This is a genomic window from Alphaproteobacteria bacterium (assembly GCA_017302575.1).
GTDB lineage: Bacteria > Pseudomonadota > Alphaproteobacteria > Rickettsiales > UBA3002 > JAFLDD01.
This window is the reverse complement of sequence record JAFLDD010000001.1, coordinates 1,704,817-1,722,984: the sequence shown is the minus strand read 5'-3', so window position 1 is coordinate 1,722,984 and position 18,168 is coordinate 1,704,817. Positions and strand designations below refer to the sequence as shown.

Annotated in this window: 16 protein-coding genes and 1 tRNA gene; 6 read left to right on the top strand and 11 right to left on the bottom strand. The window is 52.3% G+C overall.

The window, feature by feature from the left end:
- Positions 1–40: 40 nt before the first annotated feature.
- From J0M34_08720 to J0M34_08700, 5 genes are all read right to left on the bottom strand, one after another.
- Complete coding sequence (locus J0M34_08720; protein MBN8544330.1) at positions 41–2,455, bottom strand: hypothetical protein; 2,415 nt, start codon at positions 2,453–2,455, stop codon at positions 41–43.
- A 263-nt stretch (positions 2,456–2,718) separates the two neighbouring features.
- On the bottom strand, positions 2,719–4,491 hold the full coding sequence (locus J0M34_08715; protein ID MBN8544329.1) for an acyl-CoA dehydrogenase C-terminal domain-containing protein: 1,773 nt from the start codon (positions 4,489–4,491) through the stop codon (positions 2,719–2,721).
- A 1-nt stretch (position 4,492) separates the two neighbouring features.
- Positions 4,493–6,883 carry a 3-hydroxyacyl-CoA dehydrogenase/enoyl-CoA hydratase family protein gene (locus tag J0M34_08710; GenBank protein ID MBN8544328.1) on the bottom strand — a complete coding sequence of 797 codons (2,391 nt, stop codon included), beginning with the start codon at positions 6,881–6,883 and terminating at the stop codon, positions 4,493–4,495.
- On the bottom strand, positions 6,883–8,007 hold the full coding sequence (locus J0M34_08705) for a thiolase family protein (GenBank protein MBN8544327.1): 1,125 nt from the start codon (positions 8,005–8,007) through the stop codon (positions 6,883–6,885). The genes J0M34_08710 and J0M34_08705 overlap by 1 nt, the downstream gene beginning before the upstream one ends.
- A 112-nt stretch (positions 8,008–8,119) precedes the next feature.
- A tRNA-Gly gene (locus tag J0M34_08700) sits at positions 8,120–8,193 on the bottom strand.
- A gap of 96 nt (positions 8,194–8,289) precedes the next feature.
- Between J0M34_08700 and mscL the strand changes: the two genes are divergently transcribed.
- A complete protein-coding gene (gene mscL, locus J0M34_08695) occupies positions 8,290–8,700 on the top strand; it encodes a large conductance mechanosensitive channel protein MscL (GenBank protein MBN8544326.1) in 411 nt (136 codons plus the stop codon).
- Positions 8,700–8,840: a DUF2256 domain-containing protein gene (locus J0M34_08690; GenBank protein MBN8544325.1), complete on the top strand. Its 141-nt coding sequence runs from the start codon at positions 8,700–8,702 to the stop codon at positions 8,838–8,840. The genes mscL and J0M34_08690 overlap by 1 nt, the downstream gene beginning before the upstream one ends.
- Here J0M34_08690 and J0M34_08685 read toward each other — a convergent pair.
- From J0M34_08685 to J0M34_08675, 3 genes are all read right to left on the bottom strand, one after another.
- Positions 8,837–9,280: a DUF3592 domain-containing protein gene (locus J0M34_08685; GenBank protein MBN8544324.1), complete on the bottom strand. Its 444-nt coding sequence runs from the start codon at positions 9,278–9,280 to the stop codon at positions 8,837–8,839. The genes J0M34_08690 and J0M34_08685 overlap by 4 nt on opposite strands.
- Positions 9,281–9,288: 8 nt before the next feature.
- Positions 9,289–9,516: a hypothetical protein gene (locus tag J0M34_08680; GenBank protein MBN8544323.1), complete on the bottom strand. Its 228-nt coding sequence runs from the start codon at positions 9,514–9,516 to the stop codon at positions 9,289–9,291.
- 62 nt (positions 9,517–9,578) lie between these two features.
- Entirely contained in the window at positions 9,579–9,815 is a 237-nt protein-coding gene (locus J0M34_08675) for a DUF4177 domain-containing protein (protein ID MBN8544322.1), read from the bottom strand.
- A 33-nt stretch (positions 9,816–9,848) separates the two neighbouring features.
- Here J0M34_08675 and J0M34_08670 point away from each other — a divergent pair, with 33 nt between their 5' ends.
- Positions 9,849–10,634 (top strand): prepilin-type N-terminal cleavage/methylation domain-containing protein, encoded by a 786-nt coding sequence (locus tag J0M34_08670; GenBank protein ID MBN8544321.1) that lies wholly within the window; start codon positions 9,849–9,851, stop codon positions 10,632–10,634.
- Between the two features lie 4 nt (positions 10,635–10,638).
- Here the strand turns inward: J0M34_08670 and J0M34_08665 are convergent, their stop codons facing one another.
- Positions 10,639–11,523 carry a prolyl oligopeptidase family serine peptidase gene (locus J0M34_08665; protein MBN8544320.1) on the bottom strand — a complete coding sequence of 295 codons (885 nt, stop codon included), beginning with the start codon at positions 11,521–11,523 and terminating at the stop codon, positions 10,639–10,641.
- Between the two features lie 153 nt (positions 11,524–11,676).
- On the opposite strand from J0M34_08665, the gene J0M34_08660 reads away from it, so the two are divergent.
- Positions 11,677–12,807, top strand: coding sequence for a hypothetical protein (locus tag J0M34_08660; GenBank protein MBN8544319.1), 1,131 nt, complete (start codon positions 11,677–11,679; stop codon positions 12,805–12,807).
- Here the strand turns inward: J0M34_08660 and thiC are convergent.
- Positions 12,804–14,633 carry a phosphomethylpyrimidine synthase ThiC gene (thiC, locus tag J0M34_08655; protein ID MBN8544318.1) on the bottom strand — a complete coding sequence of 610 codons (1,830 nt, stop codon included), beginning with the start codon at positions 14,631–14,633 and terminating at the stop codon, positions 12,804–12,806. The two genes, J0M34_08660 and thiC, sit on opposite strands and share 4 nt — an antisense overlap.
- 24 nt (positions 14,634–14,657) lie before the next feature.
- On the opposite strand from thiC, the gene mutY reads away from it, so the two are divergent.
- Positions 14,658–15,668, top strand: a complete 1,011-nt coding sequence (mutY, locus tag J0M34_08650; GenBank protein ID MBN8544317.1) for an A/G-specific adenine glycosylase — start codon at positions 14,658–14,660, stop codon at positions 15,666–15,668.
- 40 nt (positions 15,669–15,708) lie between these two features.
- Positions 15,709–17,136, top strand: coding sequence for a citrate synthase (locus tag J0M34_08645; GenBank protein MBN8544316.1), 1,428 nt, complete (start codon positions 15,709–15,711; stop codon positions 17,134–17,136).
- 71 nt (positions 17,137–17,207) lie between these two features.
- On the opposite strand, the gene J0M34_08640 is transcribed toward J0M34_08645, so the two are convergent.
- Positions 17,208–18,032, bottom strand: coding sequence for a flagellin (locus tag J0M34_08640; GenBank protein ID MBN8544315.1), 825 nt, complete (start codon positions 18,030–18,032; stop codon positions 17,208–17,210).
- Positions 18,033–18,168: the final 136 nt, after the last annotated feature.

Sequence of the window (18,168 nt, the reverse complement as noted above, 5' to 3'; positions counted from 1 at the left end):
AGCCATGCTAACGAACAGAGAAAACTTTGGCTAGTGGGTATTAGCGAGCAGCAACGTCGCGAGCGATTAGAATGCGCGCATCTGCAGCAGGAGGTGGTGCTTCTACAAAATGACCCGTTTGAGCATCACCTTGCCACTGCAGACCCACCTTGGCTGGATCAATATCATTTGCAGCAAGCAACGTTCTGAAAGCCAAATCATTACCATATGCACGGCTATTATTATCACCAATAACATCTGCAGCCAAACGGCTTAACTCCTGCTGATCAAGAATGCGATCTGCACCAGATGTTCCATCTAACTTACGATTATCATACGTATTAAATAGTCGATCAAGCACCTGATTAGCAGTGTCTGAGCCGATCGGAGCACCACTTATAAACGCCGCTTCAAAAGCAACCAAACTCGGATTTGGTACAGAAGTACTTGGCGCTGGTGTCGTACTTGTCGCCTGGAATCGATTGCCAGCTTCTGCATTCCATTGCGTTGCTACACGATCAAAATTACTGATAGCTGCCGCCTCATCTGCCGAAAAACCACCTTCAGGCGAACGCATAGAATCCACCATGCGATTTAGTTCGGCAAGGTCGAGCCGACTATTTGCTGTAACACCAGCTTGACCAGCATGACTCGTCTCGTACTGTCTAACAAGACTCTCATTAAATAGTCGTTGAAGAGCGGGCGCTCCGCCAGCTACTCCGCCAGCTTGCTGTAGCTCTCTAATCTGTGCACTAATCGCATCATACTCAGCTTGCTTACCTTCAGCAATAAACGTCTGGCGCAACAACGCCGTTAGCTCTGGTGAGCTCATAATATCTGCTGCGGTTTGCGCACCACCCACTGGCGGACCATCTGGTGGTCCTGCTAATGTGTCTGGTGCTTCGGGCGCAGGTGGCGCAGCACGGCGCTGCGCATCATCAAATGCAGCTTGGAGTTGGGCATCAAACGCATTCACACCGTTTACAGTGCCCATGTTCTGTTGGAGAAATTGTTCCAAGGGAATTGGTGGATTATTGCCGCCACCAATACTAACCTTCATGTTCGCGAGACGAGGATGTTCTCTTAGTGCGCGTGCGACAGTTTCTCTATCCTGCGCTGTAACGTCTGGCTCATTCAACGCATGGTATAGTTCTCGAGCCGCCGATGTTTCAGCTGCTGTTATGCCACCACCAGCGAACACCACCGTGTCTTGGTCGGGATTAGTTGCATTTGGCGTAATCGTCGCGACGATATCCGAGCCAGGAGTTGCGGCAGGAGGAGCATCAGGAGCTGGGCTTTCCGCACCTGCTTCTGGTGCATCTCTATCTGGGAACATACTATTTAGAATACGCTCGCGCTCTGCTGGGTCTTGTACGAACGCCGTAATGAAGAAGGCAGCAAGCGCTTGGAAAATGCCAGCACCATTATCACCACCCGCCGAACGGTTACGATTCTCTCGTACTTCTCTACGCAATTCTTCCTGTGTGCGAATCAGCGCTTCTTCAATCGCGGCGAAATTATTAATATCGTCGGGAACGGCAGCGCGAATCTCTTCGGGCGTCAGCGAGCGCAACAGGTTCGAGGCATTGCGCGCTAGATCGTCGTCATCTGGATTGTTCAGTGCTTGCAGCACACCCGTCAAAGCCGCAGGGTCACCTCCACGGGCGAGCACTCTTACAAGTTCAGTTGCACGCGCTACGTTGCCGCTTGCATCGCGAGACGTGCCATCTGCACTCACCACGGTAATGGTTCGTGCGGTAAGAAGTGCGGTAACCTGATCTTGTAATGAGCTAGTCGCGGTAAGGTCTGCTGGAGCTTCCGTAGTACCAAGATTGGTGCTGGTCATCGTACCATTTGCTGCAATCGTTACGATTGCATCTGCATCAGGATCGCGCATGCTGGCACCACGCGCACGACGCAAATCTTCTCCTCTTTGGCGCTCTTCACGTTCCAATGCACGTGCTTCTTGTGCCGCAACATTTGCTGCTTCAATAGCTAATATATCTGCTTCAATCGTCGTGAAGCCTTGCGCCTGCATCGATCGAACAAGTTCTTGGGCATCTTCTTGTCGGCCAGCTCTGTTAAGCGTGGCAATAATAGGCAACATATATTCTGCAGCAAGTTGTGCGCGATCTTGCTGGCTGAGATTGAGCATGATGCCATTTGGATCATATACTTGTGATTCTAGGAACGTCTCTCTCGCTTCTCTTGCAATATCCCCAAGAGCATCGCGCATGTTACCAATCGGATCACCTACACCAAGATTTTGAATGCCTCGCGTGTTCCCGCCAATGCCAAAGCCAGAATCACGATCACGCGCATAGAAGTCGACATCTACATATTGCAGCAATCCGCCAATAATCGGGATACGCGCCAGCGCACCTTCCGCGTGACGACCGCTCAGCGCTTCGTCCCTCTCCCTGTTAAGGTCGCGGATTCCATTCTGATCAAAACGTACTTCTGATAAAGTAACCATGCGCTACCGAACCTCTAAAATTTTAACCAATTTACCATTCTATGCGTAAATAATTAGTTAATTTTTTTACTTATTTGGGCTTTCAGTGCTGATTTTTGAACTCGCTTCACCACGCCAAACTCACGCGCGAATGAATAATAATCAATACGTTAAGCCATTATTCAGGAGTATCTTAACACAAACGTCACAAAAGAAATGTGAAGCTTTTGTGACAATTGGCTCTCCGCCCTTGCTGGAAGCCAAATTTTTAATGCTCGGGTGGTCTAAAACTCGCTCTCGGCCATCACCGCATCGGAGCCATTGGTAATAGAAGCAAGTAGCCCTGTCGTTTGCGGCAATATCTTCGCGTAGAAGAAGCGCGCCGTGGCAAGTTTCGCTTTGTAGAATTCTGGGTCGCTATCCATTTGCGCTAAGGCAATCTTCGCGGTCTTTGCCCAAATGAATGCATTGACCACCAGCCAGAACATCTTGAGATACTCAACCGCCGCCGCACCCGCATGGTTCGGGTTCACCATACCCATCGCGCCAATCCACATCGTCGCCTGCTGAAGATATTTCATATGCTGCTTAAGCGGCTTATTGAACTCGGCCATAGATGCGTCATCACGATGTTCGGCAATGAATGCATCAAGCGGGTGGAAGAATGCTTTGAGATATCTGCCAGTCTCGTAACCCAGCTTGCGGCCGACCAGATCCATCGCCTGCACGCCATTGGTACCTTCATAGATCATAGCAATGCGCGAATCGCGCAGATACTGGCTTGCACCATATTCCTCGATGTAGCCATAACCACCAAAAATCTGCATAGCCGTGCTGGCGGTTTCAAACCCGCCGTCGGTGAGCGACGCTTTGAGAATGGGTGTAATGAGCTGCACGAAGTCATCCGCCTCTTGGCGCTTTTGTGCATCAGGGTGGCGGTGCGAGATATCCAGCATCAGCGCGGTCCACATCACCAGCGCACGCGCGCCTTCGTTGAAGGCTTTCATTGTGTATAACATGCGCCGCACATCAGGGTGCACCGTAATGGGGTCTGCAGGTTTTTCGGGGAATTTTGCACCGTTCAGCGCGCGACCTTGTGGGCGCTCTTTCGCATAAGCCAGTGCATTTTGATACGCCGCCTCGCCTACGCCCAAACCTTGCACACCTACATAGAGGCGTGCCGTGTTCATCATCACGAACATTGCAGGCAGACCACGATGCGGTTCCCCAACGAGCCAGCCTGTCGCGCCATCATAATTCATCACGCAGGTAGGTGACGCGTGAATACCCATCTTGTGCTCGATGCCCGCGCACGAAAAATTGTTGCGTGCACCTAGCGACCCATCTGCATTCACTAAAAACTTCGGCACCACGAAAAGCGAAATGCCTTTGCTGCCTTTAGGTGCATCCGGCAAACGCGCCAGCACAAGGTGAATGATATTCTCAGTCTGGTCCTGCTCACCGGCTGAAATAAAAATCTTATTCCCTTCGATTTTATAGCTGCCATCTGCATTCGGTTCAGCGCGGGTTTTGAGCAATCCCAAATCCGTTCCCGCCACAGGTTCGGTAAGGCACATGACGCCCGACCACTCACCCGGAATCATTTTTGGTAAATAGGTTTGCTTCTGTTCGTCATTCCCATGCACTAACAATGCATTGATAGCACCATGCGTAAGCCCGGGTGTGAGGCCGAATGACAAGTTGCTCGAACACACCATCTCGAGCATCGGCATATTGAGAAATTCTGGTAACCCCTGCCCGCCAAATTCCGTTGGCCATGTCAGCGTGCTCCAGCCGCCTTCTTTATATGCGTTGTAAGCTTCCTTGAAACCTTCGGGCGTCGTCACCTTGCCGTTTTCGAATTTCAGTCCCTGCTTGTCACCCACCACGTTGAGCGGGGCGAGCACTTCCTCACACATTTGCGCGGAAGCCTCTAGCAACGGCTGCACCAAATCCTTTGCATCTGCAAAACCTGGCACATCCGCATGCGTGTCGAGTTCCAGAAAATGATTGATCAGGAAGTCGAAATCTTTCAATGGGGCTTTGTATGCTGGCATGCTAATTCCTTAAAGGCTTAGATGTGTTGAGCATATGCGCAATGCGCGCTTGCGTATCAGGGTGTTTGCAAAGCTGCATGAAATACTCATATTCTAAATCGAGTATCTGCTGCTCGGTCACTTCTTGCGTGATGTCGGTATCACCACCCGTCAGCACTTTCGCCAACGCGTCACACACCACTGCGTCATGCTTGGTGGCTTTGCCATTGGCCACGAAATTACCAACCGCCATCATCAGCGCGGTGTAGCCCGTCTCGCCCGGCAAACGAATCGTAAATGGCTCTGGCGCTTTGTAGTTTTGCGCAAGCTCCAGCGCGTGTGCTTTAGCGTCCGCCAATACACGGCGGCGATTCATCGAAATGCGCGACTTCGTATTTAAAATCATCATGTCTTTTGCTTCGTGTGCAGAGCCCGCCACTTTCGCGGTCGAGATATATTCAAAGCATTTGCTAATTGCAGGCATAGGTCCCGCCGCCATCAACTGCTCTGGCTTCTGCCCTTTCATGACGGCTTTTTGTGTCGCAATACCTGCAGCAACGTGGCGGAATAAAAGCTCCTTACAGCCACCCCAACCGGGGATGACACCAATACCCGCTTCGACCAAACCGATGTAGGATTCCAGATGCGCCTGCACCGCGTCCACGTGTAGATTAATTTCGCACCCACCGCCCAGCGCCATACCCGAAAGCGATGACACCACAGGGAATGGTGCATATTTCAGCCCCATGAAACCTTGTTGGCCCTGCTTCACCATATCGGCAATCGCCCACCATGACGCGGTATTACACGCCAGATTGAAAAATCCAATATTCGCGCCGAAGCTGAAATGCTCCGCGTCTGTACCAATCACCAGCGCGCCGAAACCAGCCTTCTGGATAATTTCTGGCGCCTCTTGCACCATGCGCAAATTCTCAGGGTCCCACGTATTCATTTTGCTGGTGAGCTCAAGACATGCCACCCCATCGCCCAAGTCCCATAGCTGCGTCGAGGCATTCTTTTTGAAGGGCTTCTTGGTGAGCTTAATATCTTCGAGCAGTAATGAACCGTCAGGGACGGGAACCGCAGTATGTTTACCACCAATAGCAAACTGCATGCGCCTGCCATCCACCACGTCGTAGAGTTTTTTACCGCGCGCCTCGGCAATCACCGCAGGTACCGACAGTCCAATTTTTTCCCACGCTTGCGCAATAAGTTCTGTGCCAGAAACGCCGCCGTGCGCTGCACGGTCAATCAGTTGGAACGGGCCGTATTTCCAGTTATAGCCATTCACCATCGCCGCATCGACGCTATAGATATCGTCTGAAATTTCGGGAATGAGCGATGCAGCATAATGCAATGTCTTGAGCATCACGGCTGCAGCATATTGCCCACCAATATCGGAGTGCGAAAGCAGCGCTGCGATGCCGCCCTTTGCTGCATCAATTGATTCCAGCTTGGCTTTCTTCTCAGCGCGATATTCACCCGTTTTGAAGTCGATGACTTCTTTGGTTTTCTTACCATTCGCATCTTTCTGCATGCGGTAGAAGCCGCCCTTGCCTTTGCGACCCGTATATCCATCGGCAATCATTTTCTCAATGAGCGGCGGCAAGTTGTATAGCGAACGGAATGCGTCTTTCTCTGGCAGGGTTGCCATCATCGCTTTGGCAATCAGTGGCATTAAATCAATGCCGATTAGATCATAAAGACCGAACATGCCCGTTTTGGGTAAACCAAGCGGTTTGCCCATAATGGCGTCCGCCTCCTCGACCTTTATGCCAAGCTTCAGCGCGTCGACCAGCCCTGCGGTCATCCAATAAACACCGATGCGATTCGCGAGGAACCCTGGCGTGTCCTTGCAGCCCACCACCGTTTTGCCCAAAACTCTATCCGCAAAATCATTGAAGTGCGCAAAACGCGTGGCATCAAAGGTTGGGCTCTTCACCACTTCCAAAAGCTTCATGAAGCGCGGCGGGTTGAAAAAGTGCGTGATGATGAAATCTTTTTTGAACTGCTCCGACTGACCTTCAATCAAAACAGCGAGCGGTAGCGTCGAGGTGTTCGACGACACGATGGAGCCCTTCTTGCGCACCTTGTCGATCTTCCGATACACATCGCTCTTCACTTCGATCTTCTCGAGCACGACCTCGATAATCCAATCCACCTCGGCGAGTTTGTCCAAATCGTCTTCGAGGTTGCCAGCCGTTACCAGCTTGGCGTTGCGCTTGTGCGAAAAGCCGGGCGTGCCGCCTTTGAGTTGTTTCTCAATCGCGCCCTTGGCAAGCATGTTTCGGTCCGAAGCATCTTTAGGAACGATGTCGAGCAGCAATACAGGAATGCCCGCATTAGCCAGCACACCTGCAATGCCAGAACCCATGACGCCAGAACCAAGTACGGCAACTTTTTTGATATCCATTACGCCTTCTCCAGCACCGTCGCGATACCCATGCCACCACCGATACAGGCAGCAGAAAGCGCATATTTACCCTTACCGCGCGACAGCAGCAGCGCAGCCTTACCCGTGATGCGCGCACCCGATGCGCCAAGCGGGTGGCCAAGCGCAATCGCACCGCCCTCGATGTTGAGTTTTGCGGGGTCGATATTTAATTGCTGTGCGCAAGGAATGGACTGAGCAGAGAACGCTTCGTTGATTTCTACGATGTCGATATCCTTGATGCTAAGGCCCGCACGCTTGAGTGCCTTCTCGCTCGCATAGACAGGCCCTAAGCCCATCACTGCAGGATCAAGACCAACAACAGCCGTTGATTTGATGCGCGCTAGAATTTTCAAATTATGCTTCTTCGCGTAGGCTTCGCTCACTACCAATACCGCCGCCGCACCATCGGTAAGCGGCGAAGAAGTCGCCGCCGTTACCGAGCCCTTGGCATCAAATGCGGGGTCGAGCTTCGCCATATCTTCCAGCGTCGAGTTCGCGCGAATCGTTCCGTCTTTATCGACCACACCATCTTTCGTGGTAATGGGCACAATCTCTTCCGAGAAGTCCGCCTTCGCGGCTTTGAGGTGTGATTGCAATGCGAATTCTTCCTGCGCTTTACGTGTCACGCTACACTTTATCGCAACCTGCTCAGCAGTAAGTCCCATCGACATATAGGCCGTTGGCATATCCTTATAAAGCGTAGGATTTGGCAACGGGTTATAGCCACCCATGGGAATGCGTGTCATGGATTCAACACCCGCCGCAATAAATACATCGCCCTTACCAGTCGCGATATTGCCCGCAGCGATGTGAATTGCCTCCATCGAGCTACCGCACCAACGATTAACCGTCGAGCCAGCCACGGTTATAGGCAAACCCGCTTGTAGCGCCACCATGCGCCCAATGTTGAAACCTTGCTCTCCTTCAGGGAATGCACAACCCATGATGAGATCTTCAATATCATCGACCTTCACGCCCGTCTTTTTAATGAGGCCTTGAATGACCTGCACCGCGATGTCATCCGGTCGGGTTTTAGCGAGCGCGCCTTTATTCGATGGAGTAAATGGGGAACGGACAAAGCCGACAATAACGGCATGAGACATGCGAGAAACTCCCTGAATATTATTTTTATTTCAGGGCACTATAGCAGATTTAACAGATAAAAAAAGCACCTAGCTTCGCACTGCACTCTTTCGCGCGCGTAAGTTGAGGCGTTGGAGCGGGTGAAGGGAATCGAACCTTCGTATGCAGCTTGGGAAGCTGCCGTTCTACCATTGAACTACACCCGCATGGGCGCCTCAATGCCAGAGTGGATAAGAAATGCAAGCCTCTTGCCCTCAGGTTTGGGTTTTGTATGGTAACGACAGCAACCTAAGGAGGCACACATGTCCGTACTATCCGAATTCAAAAGCTTCATCGCCCGTGGCAATGTCATCGACATGGCAGTCGGTATCGTGGTGGGCGCCGCATTCACCGCGATTGTTACCTCACTGGTGGGCGACATCATCAACCCCATCATCGGGATGATTATCGGCGGCATCGACTTCTCGAACTATTACTTCGACTTGTCGATGGGCGATTATGGCTCACTCGAGGAAGCGAAAAAAGCGGGCGCGCCGCTCATTATGTATGGGCTGTTCATCAACGCCGTTATCAAATTCCTGATTGTTGCCTTCGTGATTTTCATGCTGGTCAAACAAATCAACAAACTGAAAAAGGCCGAGGCGGCGGCGCCTGCCGTCACGCCGGAAGACGTGTTATTGCTGCGCGAAATCCGCGACGCCCTTAAGAAATAATGGCACATAAAAAACCGCATTTGCCGCACAAAATCTGTGCGGCGTGCGGGCGTGCATTTAGCTGGCGTAAAAAATGGGAACGCGTGTGGGAGCAAGTGAAATTCTGCTCGCAACGTTGCAAAACGCACAAGAAAAGTTAGCGTCGCCCAAAACCCAAAATCATAAACGGCACTACGACCGCCGCGATGCCAAACAGCATCATACCGATGCGCGACCAACGCAGTTCATTCGCAAGCTTAGGCAACTCTGCCTCGCGCACAAAATGCTGCGGGTGATTGCGCAGATAGACCACTGCAACCTTCTCGCCGACTATTGGTGCATCTTCTTTATAATACTGTTCGTAGGCGCCATGAATGGTCGCATCGCTCAGCGGCACAGTGAACTCAAATTTTACCGTCGTGCGCAAGTCACTGGTGCGCTGGTTTTTCTTCATGGTAGGCGTGCGCACATCCGTCACCGTTGCTTGCGCCTGCTCGCGTGCTGCAGGGTTTTGCAATTCCATCATGAACGGAATACGCTGGTAGAGATATAAACTTGCTCCCGCCAGTGCGAACATGGCAATCAATGCGATCCACATCATACGCCTCATTAGTTGGTTCCTTGCACGAAGAGTGGCTTCACCACGATGATCAGCATCAGCGCCACGACAAACGAATAGCCGAGCACGGCCTTGATGATGAAACGATACGCCTTATCTTTTTGCGCATAATCCGCTGCATTCGGGTCGAGCTGTTTGCGCTTCTTGTTGAAATATTGCGCGAGTATTGCGTCAGTAATGACGATGAAAAAAACAATCCCGTAAATCATCATGTCCATAGCATCTCTCCTGTTATTCGATCACTAGAACCCGCGTAGCGCTTGAGCGCACGTAATAAAGACTAGTTCGCGCCAGGAGGAGCAGGTCTGCGATCACGCTCCATAATCACCAGAAACGCCTCACGCGACCAGAAGAGCAACATGCGGCGCGTCTCGCGCACAATCTCGATAACTTTCCAGCCCTGCAGCGCCCACTCGTTGAGCGACTTGGTAAATTTATCAGGGTCAATCTTCGACTGGCCGAGGAACAACGATCCCAGCAGCGACTCTTGATAGACGTAGGCTTTATATTCTTTCATAGACTTACCACGACAGTTTGTTAAAATCTGCATATGCAAAACCATGGCCGATTGCAAGCATTCAGCTTAGTAGAACTATCGATTGTGCTAGTCATTTTAGGTCTGCTAACAGGCGGAATCTTGGCTGGTCAGTCGCTCATTCGCGCCTCGGAACTACGCGCCGTGAGTACCGAGCTTCAACGCTGGCAGACAGCCACGGGCACGTTCCGCGATAAATATTTCGCAATGGCAGGCGATATGAGCAACGCCACCCAATTTTGGACCGCAGCGCACGCCACCCCCGCCACCTGCATCACCACCAGCAGTACCACCCAAGCAACCTGCGACGGTAACGGCGACGGCCGCATCGGTGGTACGAACGATTACGAGCATTATCGCATGTGGCAACATCTGGCCAATGCTAGCTTAATCGAGGGCACCTATACGGGTGTGAGTGGCGCGTGCCACGCCTCGCTCTGCTGGATTGCAGGAACCAACGTGCCCCGCTCCAAGGTGAGTGCGAGTGCCGCATGGGGCATGCGCGCCTATCTAGATAACTTCGCAGGCGACGGCACCATGTTCGCTGGCAATTATGGCAATTGGATGCAATTAGGCGCGATGGCCGCCACCTCCGATGCAGGCCTTTCCGCTTTCAAACCCGAAGAGTTATGGAATATCGACACGAAGATGGACGATGGCCGCCCCGCCTATGGGAAAATAATGGCTCGCCGCTGGGACAACTGCACCGATGCAGCAAACCAATCCGACCTCAATTCCGATTATGCACTAAGCACCACGAGTCTTGAGTGCGCCATGGTCGTGCGCAACCTCATTAACTAGCGTATCATGCAACACGGTGGGCGGTGAACCACGCGGCCACTTCGCGCATCACGGTTTCATTCTCGCGCATCAGCCCGTGCCCGCCATTGGGGAATTCAATATATTTCACGCTGCGACCAAGCGCGCTGAGCGCTTCATGCATGCGCCGCGCATGCACCACACCCACCTTGGTGTCTGCATCCCCATGCAGCAATAAAAGCGGCACGGTGATTTTCTCCGGCCAACAGAGTGCCGAGCGTTCGCGCAGCAATGCCTCACGATTCTCAGGCGTGTAATGCGGCACGAGTTGCGCATAGACTTTCTCTTCCATCTCTGGCCGCGCCAGCGACGACTCAAATAAATCCGCCACGCCCGCACCAATCGCAGCAGCCGTAATCGGCGCGCCTTCGGCAATGGCACGATAGGTCATCATTCCCCCGCGTGACCAGCCGAGCATAAAAATATTCTTCCCGTCCCACCATGGCTGGTGCTGGCCAATCTCGATCAGGCGCAGCACGTCATTCACATCCGCACCGCCAAATTCCTCGCGGCCTTCGCCGCCCATATTGCCACGGTAATTACTGGCCAGCACCCCGCCGCGTATGCTACGCGCCATGGGGAGCATGAGGTTGATGATTTGTGCCGCCGACAAGCCGCCAAAATCGCGGTTGCCGCCACGGTTATAAATAATGAGTGGCGCCTTCTCGCCCGCCGCAAAATCGGGCAGCACCTCGAGCCCCGTGACCTTCAGCCCATCGCTTTGGTAGGTGATGTGCGACACCGCAACATCCGTCACCGCCTTGAGCCGCGCCACATATTTTTGGTAGATGTCATCATTCATCTGCCCGCGCACGGTGACTTCCACCTCAGCAAAGGGAGGGATGATGTAGGGGGTTTTGGTGAAGGTCATAGCGTTGAAGAGCTTGTGTTTAAAAATTCATCAGCGATTTTTGATACATGTAAGCTTTATACTCTTTCATGGGCACCTCTCATGCCAGCACTATTTATCTAGATTTCGTGCAACTGTCATCAATTTGTCATAGATAAATCATAGAGTGTGACAATGGAAGATTCCAAACAATTTGGCCTCTACTACCGTGATCGTGACCCTATCACCGGAGAAGTGCGTATTCATGAAACGCATCTCGACCGCGCCAACTATTTTTATGATAAAGACAAACCCATATTACTGATGGTTCCTGGCTATACCATCAATCGCGATAAGCCAGCTGCAACCGTTGAAACACAAGTGTCAGGATACATCAAAACTGTAGAAAACATACTTGTGCGCGGCGATACGAAAACGAAGCCCAATATTCTTTGCGCAGTATTTAGCCGTGAAGGCACAGAAGAACACCGGAATCAATACGGCGTCGACAAACAGCACAATCTTACAGGCAGCTCGCCCAGTGATGAGGAACAATTCCTGAAACAAGTATTACTTCCTATCGCTGGGCTACATAACGGTGCGCACCCCTCTGCCGATGAGATTTGTGAGCACTTCTCACGCGTAACTATGGCAGGTCATAGCTCAGGTTGCCGCTTCATACAGGAGGTCGGCAGGCTACTACGCTGCATACTCCGCGAGAGAGGTTACAACAACGAAGAAATCGAACGTATCATCCGCGAGCCAGTGATGATTGGATTGGGTAATACTGTACCGCTTGAACAAGACGGCGTGAGTTTCCGTACCATCAACTTCAGCCCCCAATGCGACCGCCGCATCTGGTGGGGCAACATGAAACAAGGCATCACCGATCCAGTCGAAGCTCGGGAAGCCGCACGACGTAGCTATGCAGCCATTGGCTTCGACCCTGACGTGCTGGAATCCCGCCTTGAACGTCTTGATTCAGAGCCGTATTGGCCACGCACCACCCATTTTGTTACCAAAGAACATACGAACGGAATCAGCTTCTTCACCGACCTGCCCAACCGCTTGCGCTGGGACGATAACGGCGTCGAACGCACGGAAACATCACAATCCGTTGAGCACGCCGTTACCAGTTTTATTTACTACGGGAAAACAGAGCCCGGCCAGATAAGCAATCACCATATGGTTGATAAAGTATCGGCTACTGTAATCAATGCTATTGGCCGCGAGCGATCAGACCCAGCTCATTGGCGCGAAGAGTTAAAAGCAATGGCAACTATCCTACCCGTCACCATGCAGCCCAAGATTGGCATAACAACCTAACTCACCTTCTTATAAATCTCGCTTCCGCCTTCTTTGAACTTTTCGCTCATTTCGGCCATGCCTGCGTCTGCCGCTTCTGCAGCAACAGGTGCAGCATTATTGGCTACTTTTGCGAATTCACGCACCTCTTGCGAAATTTTCATGCTGCAGAATTTCGGGCCGCACATGCTGCAAAAATGCGCAACCTTTGCGCCGTCGGCAGGCAAGGTTTCGTCGTGATATTCACGCGCTGTGTCGGGGTCGAGGCTCAGGTTAAACTGATCTTCCCAACGGAACTCGAAACGCGCGCGGGAAAGCGCGTCGTCGCGGTTTTGGGTGCTGGGGTGCCCCTTCGCCAAATCGGCGGCGTGTGCAGCAATTTTATAGGCAATCACGCCTTCTTTCACATCGTCACGGTCGGGCAGACCGAGGTGCTCTTTCGGCGTGACGTAGCATAACATCGCCGTACCGAACCACCCGATCATCGCCGCACCTATCGCGGAGGTGATATGGTCGTACCCCGGCGCAATATCGGTGGTCAGTGGCCCAAGCGTATAGAACGGCGCTTCGTGGCAGGCCTCGAGCTGCTTATCCATATTCTCTTTGATTTTGTGCATCGGCACGTGACCCGGCCCTTCAATCATCACCTGGCAATCATGCTTCCACGCCACTTTGGTGAGCTCACCGAGCGTTTTGAGCTCCGCAAACTGCGCCGCATCATTCGCATCCGCAATCGAGCCCGGGCGCAAGCCATCACCCAGTGAGAAGCTCACGTCGTACGCCTTCATGATTTCGCAAATCTCTTCGAAATGCGTGTAGGTGAAGTTTTCCTTATGGTGCGCAATACACCATTTCGCGTGAATGGAGCCACCGCGCGACACTATGCCCGTCACGCGCTTTTCGGTAAGCGGCACAAACGGCAAGCGCACGCCCGCATGGATGGTGAAATAATCCACCCCCTGCTCGGCTTGCTCAATCAACGTGTCGCGGAAAATTTCCCACGTCAGATCTTCCGCAATACCGCCGACTTTCTCCAGCGCCTGATAAATCGGCACCGTGCCCACGGGGACTGCAGCATTTCGCAAAATCCATTCGCGCGTCGCGTGAATGTTTTTACCCGTGCTCAAGTCCATAATCGTGTCGGCACCCCAACGCGTCGCCCAGACCATTTTTTCGACTTCTTCCGCAATCGAGCTCGTAATCGCCGAGTTACCGATATTGCCGTTGATCTTCACCTTGAAGCCACGACCAATAATCATCGGCTCCAGCTCTGGGTGGTTGATATTGGCGGGGATAATCGCACGCCCGCGCGCCACTTCGTCACGCACAAATTCAGGCGTGATATGCGAGTTGCCGCCCTCATTCTCGCGAATCGCGATATATTCCATTTCAGGGGTGATGATGCCCTTTTTCGCATAATGCATCTGGGTCACGTTGCTGCCCGCTTTGGCGCGCAACGGCTTGCGAACCAAGTTCGGAAATTCCATCACCTCAATTTTTTGGTGCGACTTGTACCCGTTATCTTCTGGCTTGGTGGTGCGGCCTTCATAACGCTCCACATCACCGCGACCCTCAATCCACTGCGCACGCAAGGTTTTAAGACCCTTCGTGATGTCGATTTTCGTATCCTTATCCGTATAAGGGCCCGAGCAGTCATAGACCGTCAGTGGCGCTTCGCCCGACTTTTCCGAAAGCACGATTTCGCGCATGGCTACTTTCACATCGCCCAAGCGTTCGCTGCCCGCAACATGCGTCTTACGTGAGCCCGACAAGGCACCCACGGTCACACCAAACGGTTGCGACGGATCAAGTGGTGCAGGGTTTTTGAGTTTTGTTGCTTGCGACATGGGTTCCTCGTAGAGTCAAAAATGATGAAACATCGTTCTAGCAGTAGAAAAACAGCGCCGCAAATAAAACCGAGTGAAATTCTTGGTTTCCACAGGGCGCTTGATATCTGGTATCAGCTGCATGGCCGCCATGACTTGCCGTGGCGATTGACCAAAGACCCCTACGCCATTTGGCTTTCCGAGGTGATGTTGCAGCAAACGCAGGTCGCGACCGTGCGTGACCGCTATTATGGCCAGTTTTTGCGCCAGTTCCCGACCGTCTCGGCGCTTGCCCGCGCACCACTGCCCAAACTGCTCAAAGCGTGGGAGGGCATGGGATACTATCGCCGCGCGGTGAATTTGCATAAGGCTGCGCAGCAGATCGCACCCGCATTACCAACCACATTCGAGGAGCTCATAGAACTCCCCGGCATCGGGAAAAATACGGCACACGCCATCTTGGCCTTTGCGTATAGAAAGCCGCACGCAGTGCTCGAAGCGAATGTGAAACGCGTGGTCGCACGCATCTTTGCAGAAACAGATGAAAAGAAGTTATGGGAACATGCCGAGCTTATGCTGAATCGCGAAAACCCGTTCGATTATAATCAGGCGATGATGGATGTGGGCGCAATGATTTGCACACCCAAAGCACCCAAGTGCAAAGAGTGCCCCGCCATGCAGATATGCAAAGGCCGCAAAAACCCAACTGCCTACCCTGCTGCAAAGACCAAAAAAGCAGTCCCTACAAAAAAACTTTTTATTCTTGTTAAGCAAGATGCAAATGGCCGCCTATTCTTAGAAGCACGCGAGAGCAAATTACTCGGCGGTTTATATGGATTTGAACAAACCCCAACCTCACCCAAGAACGCTGTCACCCTTGGTGTGGTGAAACATGTCTATTCCCATTTCAAGCTGGAAGCCTCGGTGATGCTTATATCCTCTGCCACCAGCAACAGCCCAAACTGGCACACAAAAGACGCACTGCAAAAATTGCCCCTATCAAAACTCGACCAAAAAGTGCTTGAGCTGATTGACGCAGCACAACCATCGCGCTAGTGTCGCAGGCAATAATAATATCTATGCACGGGAGAAACTCATGGCCAAATCCGCAGCTAAGCTGAAATCCGGAAAATCCAGCAAAGCGAAATCTAAGAAGAAAGTGGCCCTGAATTTGCCGCCACAGCGCCCTAAGCTCTCGAATAAAAAACCAATCGATCAAGCGTCGCGCTTCAAGAAAACTGGTTCGGCGACCCTGAAAATCAATAATGGTACGCCCGTAGAATTCCCCATTTACAAAGCGGTCGAAGGCCCAAGCGTTATTGATATCACCAAGCTTTACGGCCAAACAGGTCACTTCACCTATGACCCTGGCTTCCTCTCCACCGCGTCCTGCGACTCGGAAATCACCTACATTGATGGTGACAAAGGTATCTTGCGTTATCGTGGTTATGATATCGCCGACCTCGCCGCGAAGTCCGACTTCCTAGAAACCTCTTACTTGTTGCTCTACGGCGATTTGCCAAACAAGAAGCAAAAAGAATGGTTCGATTACCGCATCACGCACCACACCATGGTGCATGAGCAGTTACAATTCCTCTATCGTGGCTTCCCGCGCCGCGCACACCCAATGGCCATCATGGTGGGTGCAGTAGCATCGCTGAGCGCGTTCTATCATGACTCGCTCGACATCCAGAACCCTGAGGAGCGTGAATTAGCCGCACTGCGCTTGATTGCGAAAATGCCAACGCTTGCTGCGATGTGCTATAAATACTCGATCGGCCACCCATTCGTATATCCACGCAATGAGCTCGGCTTCTGCGAAAACTTCCTGCACATGATGTTCGCAACACCAGCAGAACCCTATGTAGTGAATCCAACGATCGCCAGCGCGATGGAGAAGATTTTCATCCTCCACGCTGACCACGAACAGAATGCTTCAACCTCGACCGTGCGTCTATCGGGCTCATCGGGCGCGAACCCATTTGCCTGTATCGGTGCGGGTATTGCCTCGCTTTGGGGTCCTGCACATGGCGGCGCAAACGAAGCGGTTATCAATCAGCTACAAGAAATCGGCGATGTGAAAAACATCCCGCATTTCATTAAGCGTGCGAAAGACAAGTCCGACCCATTCCGTCTCATGGGCTTTGGTCACCGCGTGTATAAGAATTACGACCCACGCGCTGCCGTGCTGCGCAAGTCTTGCCATGAGGTGCTCGAAGCACTCGGTCAGGAAAACGAGCCACTACTCAAAATCGCGATGGAACTCGAGAAAATCGCTCTCAATGACGAATACTTCATCGAGCGCAAACTCTATCCGAACGTCGACTTCTACTCGGGCATCATCTACCGCGCCTTGGGCATTCCAACGCCAATATTCACCGTACTGTTCGCCGTAGCGCGTGTTGCGGGTTGGGTCGCGCAGTGGAAAGAGATGATCGAGGATCCAGCGATGAAAATCGGTCGCCCACGCCAGCTCTTCTTGGGTGAGCAGCCCCGCAAATTCATCACGTTAGAAAAGCGCTAATCCACGCGCATAATGCACAAACAAAAAAGGGCGCATGAAAATGCGCCCTTTTCTATGATTAAAAAATTGGCTTACTCGTTCAACAATGTCAGCAAATTACCTGACAGGCGATTGGTTTGCGCCAGCAGCGAAATCGATGCTTGCTGCTGCACACGCGCTTGCGCTGACTCGGTTGAGAGTTCGGCAATATCCGCATCCGCAAGCTCGGAACGTGCCGCTTCTTGGTTCTGAATCGCCGTTTCAATTGTCGCCGCCGCAAAATCTAGACCCTGCTGGAATGCACCAATATCGGCACGCGTTGCGCTAACCGTATCACGCGCTGTCTGCAGTGACGTAAGCGCTGCAGAAGCGCCCGCCGCCGTCGAGATATCAGGCGTGCTACCACCAAACAAATCGTTGCTCGCTAGACCGCCGATTGACAAACTCACTTGATCGCCAGCATCGCCGCCGATCTGGAAGTTCAGGCCCGAAGACAGCGAACCATCTAGCAGTGTGGTGCTATTAAATTTGGTGCTGCCTGAAATACGATCAATTTCCTGAGCGAGCGCTTGGAATTCCTGATTGAGAGCACCGCGATCCGCGTCTGACAACGAGCCGTTACCCGCCTGTACAGCCAGTGACTGCAAGCGATCAAGCGCATTGCTGATTTGCCCTGCCCCACCGTCCGCCACCTGAAGGAGGCTAGATGCTTGTGAGATATTAATGCTCGCGTTGCGCAAACCAGAAGTCTGCGTCTGCAAACTGGTGGCCGTTGCGAGCGCCGCCACATCCGTGCTCGCGCTTACTAGCCGATTGCCACTAACAATCTGGCTAATCGCTGTTGCGACACGTGTGTTCTGTTGATTAAGGCTTCGCTGAATTCCTGCCGCAAGGGCAGTCAGATTACTGACCGTCATGGTACTAGCTCCATCCAAGTTTAGGCTACATGCTAAACAATTTTACCCCGAATCTTACGTCCGAGGGTGGCAATGCTTGCACATTACCAACGCTTCGTATTATAGGTTCAGATGCGATCAAACACAAGCGCAAAGA

Excerpts from the sequence above, each read along its gene's own strand:
- J0M34_08710 (MBN8544328.1), bottom strand. The coding sequence starts at position 6,883 with ATGGATATCAAAAAAGTTGCCGTACTTGGTTCTGGCGTCATGGGTTCT.
- J0M34_08705 (MBN8544327.1), bottom strand. The coding sequence starts at position 8,007 with ATGTCTCATGCCGTTATTGTCGGCTTTGTCCGTTCCCCATTTACTCCA.
- J0M34_08670 (MBN8544321.1), top strand. The coding sequence starts at position 9,849 with ATGCAAAACCATGGCCGATTGCAAGCATTCAGCTTAGTAGAACTATCG.
- J0M34_08645 (MBN8544316.1), top strand. The coding sequence starts at position 15,709 with ATGGCCAAATCCGCAGCTAAGCTGAAATCCGGAAAATCCAGCAAAGCG.
- mutY (MBN8544317.1), top strand. The coding sequence starts at position 14,658 with ATGAAACATCGTTCTAGCAGTAGAAAAACAGCGCCGCAAATAAAACCG.
- mscL (MBN8544326.1), top strand. The coding sequence starts at position 8,290 with ATGTCCGTACTATCCGAATTCAAAAGCTTCATCGCCCGTGGCAATGTC.
- J0M34_08660 (MBN8544319.1), top strand. The coding sequence starts at position 11,677 with ATGGAAGATTCCAAACAATTTGGCCTCTACTACCGTGATCGTGACCCT.
- J0M34_08690 (MBN8544325.1), top strand. The coding sequence starts at position 8,700 with ATGGCACATAAAAAACCGCATTTGCCGCACAAAATCTGTGCGGCGTGC.
- J0M34_08685 (MBN8544324.1), bottom strand. The coding sequence starts at position 9,280 with ATGATGTGGATCGCATTGATTGCCATGTTCGCACTGGCGGGAGCAAGT.
- J0M34_08720 (MBN8544330.1), bottom strand. The coding sequence starts at position 2,455 with ATGGTTACTTTATCAGAAGTACGTTTTGATCAGAATGGAATCCGCGAC.
- J0M34_08640 (MBN8544315.1), bottom strand. The coding sequence starts at position 18,032 with ATGACGGTCAGTAATCTGACTGCCCTTGCGGCAGGAATTCAGCGAAGC.
- J0M34_08675 (MBN8544322.1), bottom strand. The coding sequence starts at position 9,815 with ATGAAAGAATATAAAGCCTACGTCTATCAAGAGTCGCTGCTGGGATCG.
- J0M34_08680 (MBN8544323.1), bottom strand. The coding sequence starts at position 9,516 with ATGGACATGATGATTTACGGGATTGTTTTTTTCATCGTCATTACTGAC.
- J0M34_08715 (MBN8544329.1), bottom strand. The coding sequence starts at position 4,491 with ATGCCAGCATACAAAGCCCCATTGAAAGATTTCGACTTCCTGATCAAT.
- J0M34_08665 (MBN8544320.1), bottom strand. The coding sequence starts at position 11,523 with ATGACCTTCACCAAAACCCCCTACATCATCCCTCCCTTTGCTGAGGTG.
- thiC (MBN8544318.1), bottom strand. The coding sequence starts at position 14,633 with ATGTCGCAAGCAACAAAACTCAAAAACCCTGCACCACTTGATCCGTCG.